The sequence below is a fragment of the Xanthobacter lutulentifluminis genome (assembly GCF_043194675.2).
Taxonomy (GTDB): Bacteria; Pseudomonadota; Alphaproteobacteria; order Rhizobiales; family Xanthobacteraceae; genus Xanthobacter.
In genome coordinates, this window is the sequence record NZ_CM195525.1 from 959,883 (window position 1) to 976,993 (window position 17,111).

The following is a 17,111-nucleotide window of genomic DNA, read 5'->3' on the forward strand; positions in this document are numbered from 1 at the left end:
CATGTATGTGGCGGTGAAAGGCGGCGAAGCGGCCATCCGCAACGCCCATGCTCTGCTGGCCCGGCGCCGGCGGGGCGACGAGGGCGTGCCGGAGATCGGCCTCGACCAGATTTCCGGCCAGCTCTCCCTCGCCGTGGACCGGGTGATGGCCGAGGGCTCGCTCTACGACCGCACGCTGGCGGCGCTCGCCATCAAGCAGGCGCGGGGCGATCTCATCGAGGCGATCTTCCTCGCCCGCGCCTTCCGCACCACCCTGCCCCGCTTCGGGGCCTCGCTGCCCATCGACACGGCGAGCATGCGGGTGGCGCGGCGCATCTCCGCAACCTTCAAGGACCTGCCGGGCGGGCAGGTGCTGGGCCCCACCTTCGACTACACCCACCGCCTGCTGGACGAGCGCCTCGCGACCGATGCCGGCGCTCCGGCCGGGCAGCCCTCGCCGGCGGCCCCGCACCCGGAAGGGCAGACGCCGGCTCCGGCGCTGCATCGGGGGGCCGCAGATCCCCTCGCCGCTGCGGGTTGGGGTGAGGCGGAGGAGCCCGGGCGCGCTGGCGCCGGTGTCGCGGCTGGATCGCCTCCGCCGCCCCCGGCCCCTCTCCCGCAGCGGGAGAGGGGAGAGGCGCTTGCCGTTGCCGCGCCCCTGCCCTCCACCGTTCCCCCCGCCCCGTCCATGCCCCGTGTCACCGATTTCCTCGGCGACGAGGGCCTCATCGAGCGGTCGCCGGTGGATGACGGCGCCGCCCCGCGCGATCTCACCCGCGAGCCCCTCGCCTTCCCGGCCGACCGGGCGCTGCGGCTGCAGGCGCTGGCGCGGGGCGACGAGGGCTTCCTGCTCTCGCTCGGCTATTCCACCCAGCGCGGCTATGCCCGCACCCATCCGTTCGTGGGCGAGATCCGCTTCGGCACGGTGGAGGTGCGCCTGCACGTGGAGGAGCTGGGCTTTGCCGTGCCCCTCGGCGACATCGAGGTCACCGAGTGCCAGAGCGTGAACCAGTTCAAGGGCTCGGCCACCCAGCCGCCGCAGTTCACGCGCGGCTACGGGCTGGTGTTCGGCCAGTGCGAGCGCAAGGCCATGTCCATGGCGCTGGTGGACCGGGCGCTGCGCTGGCAGGAGCTGGGGGAGGAGCAGACCGCCCCGGCGCAGGACGAGGAATTCGTCCTCTCCCATTGCGACAACGTGCAGGCCACCGGCTTCGTGGAGCACCTGAAGCTGCCGCACTACGTGGATTTCCAGGCCGAGCTGGAGCTGGTGCGCCGCATGCGCGCCGAGGCGGGAGCCACGCCGCCGGAAGCGGCCGGCGGCGATCTGAGGGAGGCCGCCGAATGAGCGCCGCATCCAAAAATGGCGCTTCCATGCCCGCCATCACCTACAACTTCGCCTATCTCGACGAGCAGACGAAGCGGATGATCCGCCGGGCGATCCTCAAAGCCATCGCCATCCCCGGCTATCAGGTGCCGTTCGCCTCGCGCGAGATGCCCATGCCCTATGGCTGGGGCACCGGCGGCGTGCAGGTGACGGCCGCCATCCTCGGCGCCGACGACGTGCTGAAGGTGATCGACCAGGGCTCGGACGACACCACCAACGCGGTGGCCATCCGCACCTTCTTCGAGACCACCGCCGGCGTGGCCACCACCACCCGCACCCAGGACGCCACCATCATCCAGACCCGTCACCGCATCCCGGAAGCGCCGCTCGCCGCGGGGCAGGTGATCGTGTTCCAGGTGCCGATCCCCGAGCCGCTGCGCTTCCTCGAGCCGCGCGAGACCGAGACGCGCCGCCTGCATGCGCTGGCCGACTACGGGCTGATGCAGGTGAAGCTCTACGAGGACATCGCCCGCCACGGCCATATCGCCACCACCTACGCCTATCCGGTGAAGGTGGCGGGCCGCTACGTGATGGACCCCTCCCCCATCCCCAAGTTCGACAACCCGAAGATGGACGACAGCCCGGCGCTGCAGCTGTTCGGCGCGGGCCGGGAGAAGCGCATCTATGCCATCCCGCCCTACACCCGCGTCGCCTCGCTGGATTTCGAGGACCATCCGTTCCGCGTGCAGGCCTTCGATGCGCCCTGCGCCCTGTGCGGGGCGGCGGGCGTCTATCTCGACGAGGTGATCCTCGACGATCGCGGCAAGCGCATGTTCGTGTGCTCGGACACCGACCATTGCGCCACCCGGCAGGACGAGGGCCATCGCGGCGAGATGGCCGGCTTTCCGGCGGAGGCGGCACAATGAGCGCGCTCGTCATCCGTCCGGCGACCGAGGCGGACCTGCCCGGCGTCCTCGCCTTGCACGCCCAGCCGGATCTCGACGCCGGCGCGGTGCTTGAGCCGGAGGCGGCGCGCGACCTGTTCCGCCGCTTCGCGCTCTATCCGGACTATGTGCTCTACGTGGCCGAGGACGAGGGCGGCATCGTCGGCACCCATGCGCTGCTGGTGATGGACAATTTCGGCCATCTCGGCGCCCGCTCGGCGGTGGTGGAGGGCGTGGCCGTCTCCCCGGACCGCCAGAGCGCCGGCATCGGCGCGGCCATGATGCGCCACGCCATGGCGGTGGCGGCGGAAAAGGGCTGCTACAAGCTCGCCCTCTCCTCCGGCTCGCGGCGCACCCGCGCCCATGCCTTCTACGAGGGGCTGGGCTTCGCCCGCCACGGCGTGAGCTTCCACGTGGACCTTGCCCCTCCGATTTCGGACCCGCCCGTGCCGGGCCCCCTCCAGCCGGCGGAGGCCGGGCAATGAGCGACGACGCGCCCCTTCTCATCGCCGAGGGCCTCGGCAAGGATTACGGCGGCCGCATCGGCTGCCGCGACGTGGACCTCTCCCTCCATGAGGGCGAGGTGCTGGCCATCGTCGGGGAATCCGGCTCCGGCAAGTCCACGCTGCTCGGCCTGCTCTCCACCGAGCTTGCCGCCAGCGCCGGCCGCGTCTCCTACCGCATGCGCGACGGCAGCCTGCGCGACCTTGCCACCCTCTCGGAGGCCGAACGCCGCCTGCTGCTGCGCACCGACTGGGGCTTCGTGCGCCAGCATGCCGAGCAGGGCCTGCGCATGGCGGTCTCGGCCGGCGGCAACGTGGGCGAGCGGCTGATGGCGGTGGGCTGGCGCAACTACGGCACCATCCGCACCGAGGCCGCCGACTGGCTGCGCCGGGTGGAGATCGCCACCGAGCGCATGGACGATGATCCGCGCACCTTCTCCGGCGGCATGCGCCAGCGGCTGCAGATCGCCCGCAACCTCGTCACCCGCCCGCGCCTCGTGTTCATGGACGAGCCCACCTCCGGCCTCGACGTGTCGGTGCAGGCACGCCTGCTGGACCTCATCCGCTCGCTGGTGGAGGAGTTCGGCCTCGCGGTGGTCATCGTCACCCATGATCTGGCGGTGGCGCGCCTGCTCTCCCACCGCATCATGGTGATGCGCGGCGGCCGCGTGATCGAGGAAGGCCTCACCGACCAGGTGCTGGACGACCCGCGCGAGCCCTACACCCAGCTTCTCGTCTCCTCGGTGCTCGCCGCATGATGCCCGCAAGCCTCGCCCCTGCCCCCACCCCTACCCTGCCGCGCGCGGAACCTCCGCCGCTGCTCGCCGTGGCGGACCTCGCCAAGAGCTTCACCCTGCACCTGCGCGACGGGCTGCGCCTGCCGGTGGTCGAAGGCGTCTCCTTCACGGTGGCGGCCGGCGAATGCGTCGCCCTCGGCGGCCCCTCGGGCGCGGGCAAGAGCTCCATCCTGAAGATGATCTACGGCAACTACCGGGTGGATGCCGGCTCCATCCGCATCGCCGACGACGAAGGCACCGCCGAGGTGGCGGGCGCCGCGCCGCGGCAGATGCTGCGGCTGCGGCGCGCCCGCATCGGCTATGTCAGCCAGTTCCTGCGCGTCATCCCGCGCGTGCCGGCGCTGGACGTGGTGGCCGCCCCGCTGCGCGCCGAGGGCGTGCCGGCCGAGGAGGCCCGCACCCGCGCCGGCGTCCTGCTCGCCCGCCTCAACCTGCCGGAGCGCCTGTTCTTTCTGCCGCCGGCCACCTTCTCCGGCGGCGAGCAGCAGCGGGTGAACGTGGCGCGCGGCTTCATCTCCGCCCATCCGCTGTTGCTGCTGGACGAGCCCACCGCCTCCCTCGACGCCGAGAACCGCGCGGTGGTGATCGAGCTCATCCGCGAGAAGAAGGCCGCCGGCTGCGGCGTCCTCGGCATCTTCCACGATGCGGCGACGCGCGATGCCGTCGCCGACCGGGTGGTGGACGTCACCCGCTTTTCCGCCTGACCGGAGGACGCAATGGAGCAGGTATTCGCCAACGCCCGGCTGGTGCTGGCCGATGCGGTGGTGCACGGCCATGTGGCGGTGCGCGACGGCATCATCGCCGCCGTGGGAACGGGCGCCGTGCCCGTGGGCGCCGAGGATCTCGAGGGCGACTTCCTCCTGCCCGGCCTCGTGGAGCTGCACACCGACCATGTGGAGGGCCACCTTTCCCCCCGCCCCAGGGTGCGCTGGAACCCGCTCGCCGCCGTGCTGGCCCATGACGCGCAGATCGCCGCCTCGGGCATCACCACGGTGCTCGACAGCCTGCGCGTGTGGCCGGACCGCAAGGCGGTGGGCATGGATGGCGACGCTCCCCTGCTCATCGCCGCGCTGGAGGAGGCCGGCGCCGCCGGCGTGCTGCGCGCCGACCACCTGATCCACCTGCGCTGCGAGGTGCCCACCGACACGGTGGTGGAGGATGCCGCCGCCATCATGGCGCGCACCGACGTGCGCCTGATCTCCCTCATGGACCACACGCCCGGCCAGCGCCAGTTCGCGACCGTGGACCAGTTCCGCTCCTATTACATGAAGAAGAGCGGCATCACCGCCGACGAGATGGACGTGATCGTCGCCGCGCGGCTCGACTTCCACGCCCGCTACGCCCGCGACAACCGCGCCGGGCTGGTGGCGCTGGCCCATGCCCACGGCTGCGTGCTGGCGAGCCATGACGACGGCACCATGGAGCATGTGGCGGAAGCCATCGGCGACGGGGTGGCGGTGGCCGAGTTCCCCACCACCGAGACCGCCGCCAAGCTCTCCCACGAGGCCGGCATCCGCGTGCTGATGGGCGCGCCCAACCTCGTGCGCGGCGGCTCGCACACCGGCAACGTCTCCGCCGAGGCGCTGGCGCGGATCGGCTGCCTCGACATCCTCTCCTCGGACTACGTGCCCTCCAGCCTGCTGTGGGCGGCGTTCGACCTGACCCGCCGGGTGCCCGGCATCGACCTGCCCCGCGCGGTGCGCATGGTCACCAAGACGCCGGCGGAGGTGGCGGGGCTTGCCGACCGGGGCGAGATCGGCGAAGGCAAGCGGGCGGACCTCGTCCGCGTGCGCCTCGCCGGCGACATGCCGGTGGTGCGCGCCGTCCATCGCGCGGGAAGCAGGGTGGCATGAGAGCGGACACGGGCAGACCGGCGCGCGAGGACACCCTCGGGCCGGGCACGCTGCTGCTGGTGGTGGGTCCTTCCGGAGCCGGCAAGGACACGCTGATCGACCTTGCCCGCGTGCGGTTCGCGGACGATGCGCGCGTCCTGTTCGCGCGCCGGCTGGTGACGCGCCCGCCCGGCGCGGGGGAGGCCCACGGCACCCTCGCCGAGGCCGAGTTCGAGGCCGGGCGCGCGGCCGGCCGCTTCCCCTTGTGCTGGAAGGCGCACGGCCTGTCCTACGCGCTCGGGCCGGAGGTCGCGCAGGCGATCGCGGCCGGCGGCGTGGTGGTGGCCAACGGATCACGCGCCACCCTGCCGGAGGCGCGGGCGCGCTTTGCCCGCGTGCGCGTGGTGCAGGTGACGGCGCCGCCCGCCGTGCGCGCCGCCCGCCTCGCCGCGCGGGGCCGCGAGGACGCCGCCGACATCGAGGAGCGGCTGCGGCGCAGCCCCGAGGTGGACGTGGCGCCGGACCTCGTGATCGAGAATGTGGGATCGCCGGCACAGGGCGGCGCGGCGCTGGCCGATTTCATCGCCGCCGCGCTGGCGCCCGCGCCGATCTGATCGGACCGCAGGGGGGACCACTGCGCGGGGCGGCCCGTCCGGGGCGGATGCGGGGCGCGGAGCGCCTTATTGCCGGTAGTGCTGGATGCGCGTGGTGCGCAGGCCGGGCAGGCCGTGGCGGTCGATGGAGGCTTGCCACGAGAGGAACTCGTCCACCGTCAGCGTGTAGCGCTTGCAGGCTTCCTCGAGGGACAGGAGGCCACCGCGCACCGCCGCCACCACCTCCGCCTTGCGGCGGATGACCCAGCGCCGCGTATCCGGCGGCGGCAGGTCGGCGATGGTCAAGGGTCCACCGTCCGGCCCGATCACATATTTCACCCTCGGCCGATAGGCATCGGTCATGCTACGCACCTGTTACTCATCCCAAACCCAAGACAAGATGTCAGGCGCCGATGAAAACTTTGCTAAGGCGCGAGAAAAACAGGATTTTTACTTGTCCTAACGGTTCGTGAACAGGGCGTTTTCAAACAGTAAAGGAAAGTCACCGGGTTCGCAGATTGCGAAATTTACGCTTTGGCTACTTTCACCCTCCTCCGCTCCGCAGCAGACCCCGGCACGAGGCGCCGGTGAACGCGGGACGCCGCAGCGGGCGCACATGAAAATGGCCGGGCACACGGCCCGGCCATCGGATGCTGCGGAAGGCGAAACGGGCCGGCGGGCGCGGCGCGCTCAGCCCTCGATGCGGTCGAAATCGGCGATGCCGCGGGTGGCGGCGCGGATCTCGTCCAGAAGCTTCAGCCGGTTCTCGCGCAGAGCGGGATCGGCGTCGTTGACGGTCACGGCCTCGAAGAAGGCATCCACGGGCGCGCGCAGGTCGGCGAGGGCCACCATGGCCGCGGCGAAATCCTCGGCCTTCACGGCCGCCGCCACGCGATGCTTCACCGTGTCGATGGCATCGGCGAGGCGCTCCTCCGCCGGCTCCTTCAGGAGCGCGGCATTGGTGGGACCGGCAAACGCGCGACCGTCCTTCTTCTCCTCGATGCGCAGAATGTTCACCGCCCGGCGATAGCCGGCGAGCAGCGTCCTGCCGTCCTCCGTGTCGAGGAAGCGCCCGAGCGCCTCCACGCGACGGACGACGAGCAACAGATCGTCCTGCCCTTCCAGGGCGAACACGGCATCCACGAGATCGTGCCGCGCGCCGCGATCGCGCAGGTAGACCTTCAGGCGATCGGCGAAGAAGGCGAGGAGGTCGGTGCTGACAGACCGGGCGGACTGCAATTTGAACGAACTCTGTTCAATCTGCTTACGATGTTCGGGGACAAGCCCCTGCGACACGAGCAAGGGGGCAGCATCATGAGGGGTGATGCTTTTTTCATAAACCCAAATCTCATCATCCAGACTGAATTCAAAATCATCAACCGGCCAGCGTTCATCACCATCAAGCCCATTTCTAGGCCATTCGATATCGTTCCAGAACTCGGGATATACAAAATCCCCGCCGACGTCGCGACCCAATAAACGGAACGCAAAACGCTCGACTTGATACATCAACTTATGGTGACTCAGAATCAATTCAATCAGACCAACCCGAATCCCATTCTCCAGCACAATCCGGATCACCCCCAGCGCCGCCCGGCGCAGCGCATAGGGGTCCTTGCTCCCGGTCGGCTTCTCATCAATCGCCCAGAAGCCCACCAAGGTGTCGATCTTGTCCGCCAGCGCCACGGCCACGGAGACGGGCGCCGTGGGCACGCGGTCGTTCGGGCCCTGCGGCTTGTAGTGCTCCTCGCAGGCGGCGGCGACCTCCGGGGGAAGGTTCTCGCCTTCCGCGTAATAGCGGCCCATGAGGCCCTGCAGCTCGGGGAACTCGCCCACCACCTCGGTGAGCAGGTCCGCCTTGGCGAGGAGCGCGGCCTCTTCCGCCAGCGCCGGCGCGGCGCCGACCTTCGGCGCCAGCTCCACCGCGAGCCGGCGGATGCGCTCGATGCGCTCGGCCTGCGAGCCCAGCTTCTCGTGGAAGGTGATGGACTGGAACTTCGGCAGGCGGCTGGCGAGGCCGTTCACCCGGTCCGTATCCCAGAAGAACTTGGCGTCCGACAGGCGGGCCCGGATGACGCGCTCGTTGCCGGCGACGATGGCGGTGCCGCCGTCCGAGGCCACGAGGTTGGAGATGAGCAGGAAGCGGTTGGCGAGGCGCCCAGTGGCCGGGTTCTTCAGCACGAAGCACTTCTGGTTGGCGCGGATGGTGGCGCGGATCACCTCGTCGGGAATGTCGAGGAAGCGCTCCTCGAACGATCCCATGAGCACCACGGGCCATTCCACGAGGCCGGCCACCTCTTCCAGCAGGCCCTCGTCCTCCACCAGCTCAAGCCCGGCGGCAAGCGCGAGGTCCTTGGCGTCGTTGAGGATGATGTCCTTGCGGCGGTCGCGGTCGGCCACCACTTTCGCGGCCTCCAGCTTCGCCATCCAGTCGTCCAGCCGCTTCACGGTGAAGGGCTGGGGCGCCATGAAGCGGTGGCCGCGGGTGACGTTGGAGGCGGCGATGCCGTCCACCTCGAAGGCCACCACCTCCGGCTCGTCCCCCTCCGCGCCGAAGGTGCAGACGATGGAATGGAGCGGGCGCACCCAGCGCAGGGAGCCGGCCTGGGCGCTGTCCTTGCCCCAGCGCATGGATTTGGGCCACGGGAACTTGCGCACGATCTCCGGCACGATCTCGGCGATCACCTCGGGCGTGGCGCGGCCGGGCTTTTCCACCACAGCCACGTAGAAATCGCCTTTCTTGGGATCGGACTGGATGGTCGCCTGATCGAGCGACGCGAGCCCCGCGGCCTTCAGGAAGCCGGCCACCGCCTGCTCCGGCGCGCCCACGCGCGGGCCCTTCTTCTCCTCCCGCTGGTCCGCCTGCCGACCCGGCAGGCCATGGACCGCGAGGGCGAGGCGGCGCGGCGTCACGAAGGCCTTGGCGCCCTCATAGAGCAGGCCGCGCTCCACCAGCTGATCGGTGACGAGCTTTTTGAGCGCATCGGCCGCCTGGGCCTGCATGCGGGCCGGGATTTCCTCACTGAAGAGTTCAAGCAGAAGGTCGGGCATGGGATCGATCCGGGCCGCCCGGAGGCGGAAAGAAACAGGGCGCGGCGGGGGAGCGCGGGGTGGCTCAGGCGGCCCGGCCGGCGGCCGTTTTGAGCCAGGCGGCGCCGCAGGCCTTGGCCAGCTCGCGCACCCGCAGGATGTAGCTCTGGCGCTCGGTGACGGAGATCACGCCCCGCGCGTCCAGCAGGTTGAAGACGTGGGAGGCCTTGATGCACTGGTCGTAGGCGGGCAGCACCATCTCGTGGGTCTCGCCCTTGTCGCCGAAGGCGAGATACTTGTGGCAGGCCGCCTCGGCCATGCGGAACTGCTCGAACAGCATATGCGTGTCGGCGGCCTCGAAATTGTGCCGGGAATATTCCTGCTCGGCCTGCAGGAACACGTCGCCATAGGTGGTCTTCTCAGGCCCCTCGCGGCCGTTGAAGTTGAGGTCGTAGACGTTCTCGACCCCCTGCACATACATGGCGAGGCGCTCGAGCCCGTAGGTCAGCTCGCCGGCCACCGGCGCGCACTCGAAGCCGGCCACCTGCTGGAAATAGGTGAACTGCGACACCTCCATGCCGTCGCACCAGCACTCCCAGCCCAGGCCCCAGGCGCCGAGCGTCGGGCTCTCCCAGTCGTCCTCGACGAAGCGCACGTCGTGCAGCGCGAGGTCCACGCCGATGGCGGCGAGGGACTGGAGGTACAGCTCCTGCAGGTTCTCGGGCGAGGGCTTCAGGATCACCTGGAACTGGTAATAGTGCTGGAGCCGGTTGGGGTTCTCGCCGTAGCGGCCGTCCTTCGGCCGGCGCGAGGGCTGCACGTAGGCGGCCTTCCACGGGCGCGGACCAAGCGCGCGCAGCGTGGTGGCCGGATGGAACGTGCCGGCGCCCACCTCCATGTCGTAGGGCTGGAGGATCACGCAGCCCTGATCCGCCCAGAAGCGCTGCAGCGTCAGCAGCAGGGCCTGGAAGGAACGGTCGGGGCGCATGTGCGCGGGAAGGGCGGGGTCGATCATGTGAAGCTCGCAACAACTGGCCGCGCGGCGTGGCCGCGGGCGGCCGGACACTAGAGCATTTTCGCGGAAAGTGGATACCGGTTCGCGCGAAGAAAATGCGCCGAATCCAGAACCTGAAGCGTTTCAGCCCGCCCGGGAAAGGCGCAGGCGGTGCAGACTCGCCCGGTTCGGCCGGCAACGCGCACGGGTGGGAAATCCGCCGGCCCGCCGCTCGCCGGCCCCGGCGCGGCGGTGAACCGGATCGCAACTTCGGGGGTTGTGTCTGCATCAGCCACCCTCGAAGGAGAAACCCATGAGGATGACCCAGCTTGTCGGCCCCCTCGCCGCCGCGGCCCTGATCGCCCTGTCCGGCACCGCGATGGCGCAGGGATCGGGGACCCGGTCGAACCCGGATACCCACCGCGGCCCGGCGCAGGAAGGCGGGCGCACCCAGGCCACCCCCGGCCCCAGCGGCAGCGGCGGCGCCGTGGTGGATACCACCGGCACCGTGACGCCCCGTTCCGGCACCGCCCCGGGGCCGGACACCCACAAAGGCCCGGCGCAGGAAGGCGGCCGCACCCAGGCCACCCCCGGCCCCAGCCGCTGACGAAAAAGGCCCCGGAGCGGCGGCTCCGGGGCCTTTTATGCGTTCGGGACGGCGCGGGATCAGCCGCGGGTGCGGGCGCGCACCATGAAGTCGTCGTAGGTGAACTCGACGATCTGCCACCACAGGTACGCGTTGTTGCGGAACGCCTTCATGTCGTCCCAGATCTTCTTGAAATCCTCGTTCTTGGCGCTGATCTCGTCGTAGATCTGGTGCGAGGCCTTGTAGGCGGCGTCCATCACGTCCGCAGGATAGCGGCGCAGCTGGGTGCCGGCCTTCACGAGGCTCTGGATGGCCACCGGGTTCTTGGCGTCGTAGCTGGCGAGCATGCTCTCGTTGGCCTGCGCCATGGCGGAGGTCAGCGCGGCGCGGTAGGTCTTCGGCAGCTCGGCGAGCTTGTCCTGGTTGACGAAGAAGTTGAGGGCGGCGGAGCCCTCCCACCAGCCGGGGAAGTAGTAATACTGCGCTACCTTGTAGAGGCCCAGCTTCTCGTCGTCATAGGGGCCGACCCACTCGGCGGCGTCGATCGTGCCCTTCTCCAGCGCCGGATAGATGTCGCCGCCGGCGAGCTGCTGCGGCACCACGCCGAGCTTGGACAGAACCGTTCCGCCCATGCCGGCGATGCGCATCTTCAGGCCCTGAAGATCGGCCACCGACTTGATTTCCTTGCGGAACCAGCCGCCCATCTGGCCGCCGGTGTTGCCGCCGGGGAACATGACGACGCCGTACTTCTTGTAGAACTCGTTCAGCAGGGTCAGGCCGTTGCCGAACAGGAACCACGCGTTGATCTGCCGGGCGTTGAAGCCGAACGGGATGGCGGTGCCCATGCCGAAGGTGGGGTCCTTGCCCACGTAGTAGTAGGACGCGGAGTGGCACATCTCCACGGTCTTGTTGGTGGTGGCGTCGAGCGCCTGCAGGCCGGGCACGATCTCGCCCGCCGCGAACACCTGGATCTGGAACTTGCCGTCGGTCATCTCCGCGACCTGCTTCGCCATGAGCTCGGCGGCGCCGTAGATGGTGTCGAGGGACTTGGGGAAGGACGAGGTGCAGCGCCACTTGATCTCGGGCGCCGACTGGGCGATCGCCGGCATGGCGACGGCGGCGGAAGCGGCAACACCCGCGCTGGCGGCGGTGAGGAACTCGCGGCGTTTCATGGGAAGCTCCCTGAGGTGTTCTTGGCACTGCGTTCTTGGGCGTGGCGTTCTTGGGCACTGCGTTCTTGGGCGTGCGGCCGCGCCGGGCGGCGGGCCACCGTACCTCTCTTCTAGAGCACCGCCCGCGCCGCTGGCAACGCGCGCGGTACTCCTGTCGCCAACACTTATCCTAAAGTCACGGGGGCCGGGAGGCCCCGCGCACCGTCACTCGATAACGATGCGCGGCGCCTGCCGGGTGGAGGCCGTGGCGCGGTCGAGGGCCGCCTTCACCCCCTGCGCCACATGGCGGTAGGCCTCGGCCTGCGGGCTCTGCGGGTCGGAGACGAGGATCGGCAGGCCGGCGTCGGACATCTCGCGGATGCGCATGTGCAGCGGGATCTCGCCGAGGAACGGCACGCCCAGCTTGTCCGCCTCCGCATGGGCGCCGCCGTGGCCGAAGATGTCCGAGCGCCCGCCGCAGTGGGGGCAGACGAAATGGGACATGTTCTCCACCACGCCGAGGATGGGCACGTTCACCCGCTCGAACATGGCGACGCCGCGCCGGGCGTCGATGAGCGCCAGATCCTGCGGGGTGGAGACGATGACCGCGCCGGCCAGGTTCACCTGCTGGGCCATGGTCAGCTGGGCATCTCCCGTGCCGGGGGGCATGTCCACCACCAGCACGTCGAGCGGGCCCCACTTCACGTCCTTCAGCATCTGCGAGATGGCGGACATGACCATGGGCCCGCGCCAGATCATCGGCGTGTCTTCCTCCACGAGGAAGCCGATGGACATCAGCTGCAGGCCGAAATTCTCCAGCGGCAGCATGGTCTTGCCGTCGGATGTGGTCTCCGGCTTCTGGGCGACGCCGGTGAGGCGCGGCACCGAGGGGCCGTAGATGTCCGCGTCCAGCAGGCCGACCTTGAGGCCGAGATCGCGCAGCGCCAGCGCCAGATTGATGGAGGTGGTGGACTTGCCCACGCCGCCCTTGCCCGAGGCCACCGCGATGATGGTGGCAACGCCCGGAACGGCGATGCCGCGCGGGGCCGGCGCGCCGCCGTGGGCGTGGCCGTGGCCATGGCCGCCGGCGGGACGCGCGGGCGCGGCCTCGGCCTTGCGCTCGGCGGTGAGGGTGACGAGGGCGGAGGCGACGCCGGGCACCGCCTTCACCGCCGCCTCTGCGGCGCCGCGCACGTCTTCCCAGGCGCGGGCCTGCGCCGGGTCCACATTGATGGAGAGATAGACCTTGCCGGAGGTGACCACCACGCCGGCCAGCGCCGGGGACACCGAGAGGGCGACGCCCTCCGGCGTGCGCACCTTGGCGAGCGCGGCGCGCACCTGATCTTCGCTGAGCTCGGCCGTGTGGTTGCTCATCACCTTCACTCCCTGCGGTCGCGCGCGTCGAAACGGGGGGCAGGCGCGGACCGCTATGTTTCGGAACAGATCCTTGATTCGCATGCGACGCCCAAACTTCAAAGCCCGACATATGTGCGCTGCTCAGGGCTTAGGCAACCGTCGCGGGGTCCGCATCGCCGTGCTGCCGACCCAGCGCGCGGGCGATATCGGCCTGAAGCCGAGGCAGGAGGTCGGCCTCGAAGAAGGGGTTGCGCTTGAGCCAGCCGGTGTTGCGCCAGGAGGGGTGCGGCAATGTGTAGACCGCCACCGGCTGCGGCAGCGCGGCGCCGGCCGCGCGCACGTCCCGCCAGCCGGCCACCGTTTCGGTCAGGCTCGGCTTCAGATGGGCGCCGAGGCCGAGGCGCCCCAGATGATACGCCTGCGCCGGCCGCCCCACCGCCAGGATCAGCCGGAACGGCGGCAGCGCGGCGAACAGCGCGTCGTGCCAGGTGGCGACGCATTCCCGGCGCGGCGGCAGGTCGCCGCCCTGCGCATCCTGGCCGGGAAAGCAGAAGCCCATGGGGGCGATGGCGATGCGGGCCGCATCGTAGAATTCCTCGCGGCTCACCCCCATCCACGCCCGCAGCCGGTCGCCCGACGCATCGGTGAAGGGCAGTCCGCTGGCATGGACCCGCGTGCCCGGCGCCTGGCTGGCCACCAGGATGGTGGCGGTGGGCGACACCCGCAGCACCGGGCGCGGCTCATGGGGCATGGGCGCCCCGCGCGGCGTCTCGACGCACACCCGGCAGGCGCGGATGCGCGCCACCAGCGCCGCCAGCGCGCCCTCAGACATCGAGCTCCATGCCGTCCTCGGCGACGATGAAATGGGACGTGTCCACCTCCCCCCGTCGGGCCCACATGCCGTCGCTCATGTGGGTGAGCAGGATGCGCCCGGCCCCGAGCTCCGCCCGCCGGGCGGAGATGGTCTCGTAGGAGAGGTGGCCGTAGGGCATGCCGGCGAAGGCGAAGCTCTCGCAGATGAGCAGGTCCGCACCGTGCGTGAGCCGCGGCAGGGCGTCGGTCCACTCCGTGTCGCCGGAGAAGGCAAGGGTGCGCACGCCATCGGTCAGGCGGAGCGCGGTGGCGGCCGCGCCGGAGGGGTGGCGCACCTCGGTGGTGGTCAGGGTGAACGGGCCGTGGTGGCTGGTGGAGCCGGGCTCCACCTCCTCCACCCGCCAGGGGAAGCGCCAGTCGAGGCCGAGGGTGCCGGGGAACAGCACTTCCTGCGCCGCCTCGATCCGCGCGCGGGTGCCGGGCGGGCCGACGATGACGAGCGCGCGGGTCCGCTGCCGGACGAACTGGCCGTCCAGCAGCAGGAACGGGATACCGCCGAAGTGATCGCCGTGCAGATGGCTGAGGAAGATGAAGTCGATGTCCGCCGAACCCATGTCGAACCTGTTGAAGTTCACGAGGGCGCTGGCGCCGAAATCCAGGGTGGCGGTCGCCGCCCCGGACGTCACGCGGAAGCAGCTGTGCCCGCGTCCGCCGGAGCCGAACGCATCGCCGCAGCCCACCACCTTCAGCTTCATGTCTCTCAAGCCTTTGCGCTCGGCCGCTGGGAGACCACGTCGTGCCACCGGGCGAGATGGGTCAGGGTGGGCGAGACCTCGGTGCGGATCACCCGCATGAAGTCGATCGCCACCAGGAGGGTGATGTCCGCCACCGTGAACCGCTCCCCCGCAAGGAACGCCCGGTCGGTCAGGGCATCGTTGAAGAAATCCAGCGCGGCCAATACCTTGGGCTTGTTGGCCTCGCCCCATTCGGCGACCTGCGGCATCTCCATCTGGGCCATGCCGGGGTTGAGATGGCGCAGCACCATCATGATCGGGAACAGCAATTCCAGCTCCGCCCGGCGCTGCCACATCTCCACCAGCCCCTGCTCCAGCGGCGTGCGGCCGAACAGGTTGGGCTCCGGCTGCAGCGCCTCGAAATAGCGGCAGATGGCCATGGTCTCGCAGATGGCCGTGCCGTCGTCCAGCACCAGCACCGGCACCCGCTGGCGCGGATTTAGGCGGGTGAAGCCCTCGGAGCGATGCTCCATCTTGCCCAGGTCCACCTGCGCGGTCGGGACCGAAATACCCTTTTCTGCCAGGAAGATGCGTACGCGCCGGGGGTTTGGCGCCCGTCCCGAGTCGTAGAGCTTCATGGTGCCGGCATCTCCTCTTTTGCTGTCTTTTGCCCAGCGAAAGACCATGCCTTGGGGCATGGCGCAAGTGCGGCCCCGTTGGGCCCGGCACCGGCCGGCGCCCGCCCTCAGGATCGGCGCGGGTGGGCGGCGCGCCACTCCGCCGGCGGCTCGAAGGTGCCGGACCACACCCCCCTGCGTCCCGCCCGCGCCTCCGCCTCGGCGCCGGCATAGTCGCGACCCCGATAGGCCAGCGCGTACCCCTCGCGCACCATGTGGTCGGCAAGGTCGAGGGTTCCCGCGCGGCAGCGTGCCACCGGCCGGCCGTAGACATCCCGTTCGCTCGAAGCGCACGAGACCCTGGCGCCACCGATGGCCTCTTCCAGCGCCCGGCGCGCCGCCTCGCCACACGGCCATGGACGGTTGCGACGCACGCACTGCTGCTTCAGCTCCGGCGCGTCGATCCCGGCCAGCCGCACATGGATCCCGGCGATGTCGAGGGTATCGCCGTCGATGACCGTTGCGGGTCCGGCAAGCTCCTCGTTCCGGCCCAGCAGCCCCGTCACCGCCGCGAGCCCAGCGAGGATGAGGACGGCCAGCGTAATGTCGAGGGGGCGCATGGCTTGCCTTTTCGCACGACTCCGGTGGAGGCACGCAGCATCGGCCGTGGTCGTTAACCGCTCGTTAACCGCGACTGCCGCAGGAGTCGATCCAGCGTATCCGTCGGCGCGCAAACCGAGTCTCCGTCGAGGCCGGCCGCGCCCGAGAAGGGCTTCTGCCGCATGTCCGGCCCCCTTTGCCCCCCGCTCGACGACGCCGCCTGCCCCACGCCGGGGCCCGCGGCCGAGGGGGATGGATTCGCCGCGGCGAACGCCCTGTCCTCCCCTCTCGCACGGTCGCTGCCGCCCTTCCCGCAGCGGGTGCCGCTCGCGCCGGTGGTGGCCGCGCTCGGCATCTGCGGCCTCGCGCTGGCCGGCGGGGGGGTGGCGGGAGTGGCCGGCGCGCTTGCAGGCGCAGCTGCGGCGGGGCTGGCTGCCGGGCTTCTGCTGGCCAGGATGCGGCGGCTCGCCCGCGCGCTCTGCGCCGCCGAGAGCCGGGCCGCCGCCGCCGAGGCCGAGCACCGCCGCGCCGCTGCCGAAAGCCTTGCCAAGTCCCGCTTTCTGGCCGAGATGAGCCACGAGCTGCGCACCCCGCTCAACACAGTCATGGGCTTTTCCGAGATGATGGCGGACGAGGTGCTGGGTCCGCACCGGGTCGCGGCCTACGGCGGCTACGCCCGCGACATCCATGCCTCCGGCCGGCACCTTCTGGCACTGGCCGACGACCTGCTGGACCTCGCCCGCATCGAGAGCGGCCATCGCTCGCTGATGGAGACGCCGGTCCGGCTCGACCAACTCGCGGACGAGTGCGCGGCCATGATGGCTCCGGCGGCCGCTGCGGCCGGCGTGGTGCTGGCGGTGACGGCCCCGGCCTCCGCTCCGCGCCTGTGGGGAGACGAGCGCGCGCTGCGCCAGATCGTGCTCAACCTGCTCGCCAATGCGGTGAAGTTCACGCCGGCCGGCGGCCATGTGGCGCTGGTGGCCGGGACCGAACCGGATGGCGCGCCGTTCCTTGCGGTGGAGGATACCGGCCCCGGCATCGACGAGCGCGAGCTGCCGCTGGGCGCCCCGCATCCGCGCGAGAGCCGGCTGGATGTGTCCTCGGGCCGCGGCGCAGGGCTCGGCCTCGCCATCGTCCGCGGACTGGCCGGGCTGCACGGCGGCGCGCTGACGCTGGTGCGACGCCCCGGCGGCGGCACGCGGGCGCGGGTGCGCTTTCCGGCCGCCCGGGCCCTCGGCAAGGGCTGAGGGGCCGGGGA

Annotated in this window: 18 protein-coding genes; 9 read left to right on the forward strand and 9 right to left on the reverse strand. The window is 70.6% G+C overall.

All coding sequences use genetic code 11. The features are described from left to right. Window position 1 precedes the first annotated feature (1 nt). The 7 genes from V5F49_RS04340 to phnN are packed head-to-tail and all read left to right on the forward strand — an operon-like array spanning window position 2 to window position 5,993. Window positions 2-1,324, forward strand: a complete 1,323-nt coding sequence (locus V5F49_RS04340) for a carbon-phosphorus lyase complex subunit (RefSeq protein ID WP_394114415.1) — start codon at window positions 2-4, stop codon at window positions 1,322-1,324. Next, window positions 1,321-2,229 carry an alpha-D-ribose 1-methylphosphonate 5-phosphate C-P-lyase PhnJ gene (locus V5F49_RS04345; RefSeq protein ID WP_394114414.1) on the forward strand — a complete coding sequence of 303 codons (909 nt, stop codon included), beginning with the start codon at window positions 1,321-1,323 and terminating at the stop codon, window positions 2,227-2,229. Before V5F49_RS04340 ends, V5F49_RS04345 begins: the two co-directional genes overlap by 4 nt. Beyond that, window positions 2,226-2,732 carry a GNAT family N-acetyltransferase gene (locus tag V5F49_RS04350; protein WP_394114413.1) on the forward strand — a complete coding sequence of 169 codons (507 nt, stop codon included), beginning with the start codon at window positions 2,226-2,228 and terminating at the stop codon, window positions 2,730-2,732. The genes V5F49_RS04345 and V5F49_RS04350 overlap by 4 nt, the downstream gene beginning before the upstream one ends. After that, a complete protein-coding gene (phnK, locus tag V5F49_RS04355) occupies window positions 2,729-3,508 on the forward strand; it encodes a phosphonate C-P lyase system protein PhnK (RefSeq protein WP_394114412.1) in 780 nt (259 codons plus the stop codon). Before V5F49_RS04350 ends, phnK begins: the two co-directional genes overlap by 4 nt. Then, a complete protein-coding gene (gene phnL, locus V5F49_RS04360; RefSeq protein WP_394114880.1) occupies window positions 3,508-4,251 on the forward strand; it encodes a phosphonate C-P lyase system protein PhnL in 744 nt (247 codons plus the stop codon). The genes phnK and phnL overlap by 1 nt, the downstream gene beginning before the upstream one ends. A gap of 12 nt (window positions 4,252-4,263) precedes the next feature. Continuing rightward, window positions 4,264-5,400 carry an alpha-D-ribose 1-methylphosphonate 5-triphosphate diphosphatase gene (locus tag V5F49_RS04365; protein WP_394114411.1) on the forward strand — a complete coding sequence of 379 codons (1,137 nt, stop codon included), beginning with the start codon at window positions 4,264-4,266 and terminating at the stop codon, window positions 5,398-5,400. Then, entirely contained in the window at window positions 5,397-5,993 is a 597-nt protein-coding gene (gene phnN / locus V5F49_RS04370; RefSeq protein WP_394114410.1) for a phosphonate metabolism protein/1,5-bisphosphokinase (PRPP-forming) PhnN, read from the forward strand. Before V5F49_RS04365 ends, phnN begins: the two co-directional genes overlap by 4 nt. Before the next feature lie 66 nt (window positions 5,994-6,059). Here the strand turns inward: phnN and sciP are convergent, their stop codons facing one another. The 3 genes from sciP to V5F49_RS04385 all read right to left on the reverse strand — a co-directional run bounded on the left by sciP (window position 6,060) and on the right by V5F49_RS04385 (window position 10,014). After that, on the reverse strand, window positions 6,060-6,335 hold the full coding sequence (gene sciP / locus V5F49_RS04375) for a CtrA inhibitor SciP (RefSeq protein WP_012113328.1): 276 nt from the start codon (window positions 6,333-6,335) through the stop codon (window positions 6,060-6,062). A 327-nt stretch (window positions 6,336-6,662) separates the two neighbouring features. Further along, window positions 6,663-9,023, reverse strand: coding sequence for a glycine--tRNA ligase subunit beta (gene glyS, locus V5F49_RS04380; RefSeq protein ID WP_394114409.1), 2,361 nt, complete (start codon window positions 9,021-9,023; stop codon window positions 6,663-6,665). A 64-nt stretch (window positions 9,024-9,087) separates the two neighbouring features. Beyond that, window positions 9,088-10,014: a glycine--tRNA ligase subunit alpha gene (locus V5F49_RS04385; protein ID WP_394114879.1), complete on the reverse strand. Its 927-nt coding sequence runs from the start codon at window positions 10,012-10,014 to the stop codon at window positions 9,088-9,090. Window positions 10,015-10,309: 295 nt separating this feature from the next. Here V5F49_RS04385 and V5F49_RS04390 point away from each other — a divergent pair, with 295 nt between their 5' ends. Continuing rightward, complete coding sequence (locus V5F49_RS04390; RefSeq protein WP_394114408.1) at window positions 10,310-10,603, forward strand: hypothetical protein; 294 nt, start codon at window positions 10,310-10,312, stop codon at window positions 10,601-10,603. Between the two features lie 59 nt (window positions 10,604-10,662). Here V5F49_RS04390 and V5F49_RS04395 read toward each other — a convergent pair whose 3' ends face one another. The 6 genes from V5F49_RS04395 to V5F49_RS04420 all read right to left on the reverse strand — a co-directional run bounded on the left by V5F49_RS04395 (window position 10,663) and on the right by V5F49_RS04420 (window position 15,873). After that, entirely contained in the window at window positions 10,663-11,754 is a 1,092-nt protein-coding gene (locus V5F49_RS04395) for a TRAP transporter substrate-binding protein (RefSeq protein WP_394114407.1), read from the reverse strand. 204 nt (window positions 11,755-11,958) lie between these two features. Beyond that, window positions 11,959-13,107 carry an Mrp/NBP35 family ATP-binding protein gene (locus V5F49_RS04400; RefSeq protein WP_394114406.1) on the reverse strand — a complete coding sequence of 383 codons (1,149 nt, stop codon included), beginning with the start codon at window positions 13,105-13,107 and terminating at the stop codon, window positions 11,959-11,961. Between the two features lie 130 nt (window positions 13,108-13,237). Beyond that, window positions 13,238-13,921: a uracil-DNA glycosylase family protein gene (locus V5F49_RS04405; protein ID WP_394114405.1), complete on the reverse strand. Its 684-nt coding sequence runs from the start codon at window positions 13,919-13,921 to the stop codon at window positions 13,238-13,240. Beyond that, window positions 13,914-14,657 (reverse strand): MBL fold metallo-hydrolase, encoded by a 744-nt coding sequence (locus V5F49_RS04410; RefSeq protein ID WP_394114404.1) that lies wholly within the window; start codon window positions 14,655-14,657, stop codon window positions 13,914-13,916. The genes V5F49_RS04405 and V5F49_RS04410 overlap by 8 nt, the downstream gene beginning before the upstream one ends. 5 nt (window positions 14,658-14,662) lie before the next feature. Further along, entirely contained in the window at window positions 14,663-15,274 is a 612-nt protein-coding gene (locus V5F49_RS04415; protein ID WP_394114403.1) for a glutathione S-transferase family protein, read from the reverse strand. A gap of 107 nt (window positions 15,275-15,381) precedes the next feature. Next, window positions 15,382-15,873, reverse strand: a complete 492-nt coding sequence (locus V5F49_RS04420; protein WP_394114402.1) for a thermonuclease family protein — start codon at window positions 15,871-15,873, stop codon at window positions 15,382-15,384. Between the two features lie 162 nt (window positions 15,874-16,035). On the opposite strand from V5F49_RS04420, the gene V5F49_RS04425 reads away from it, so the two are divergent. Further along, on the forward strand, window positions 16,036-17,100 hold the full coding sequence (locus V5F49_RS04425; protein WP_394114401.1) for a sensor histidine kinase: 1,065 nt from the start codon (window positions 16,036-16,038) through the stop codon (window positions 17,098-17,100). Window positions 17,101-17,111: the final 11 nt, after the last annotated feature.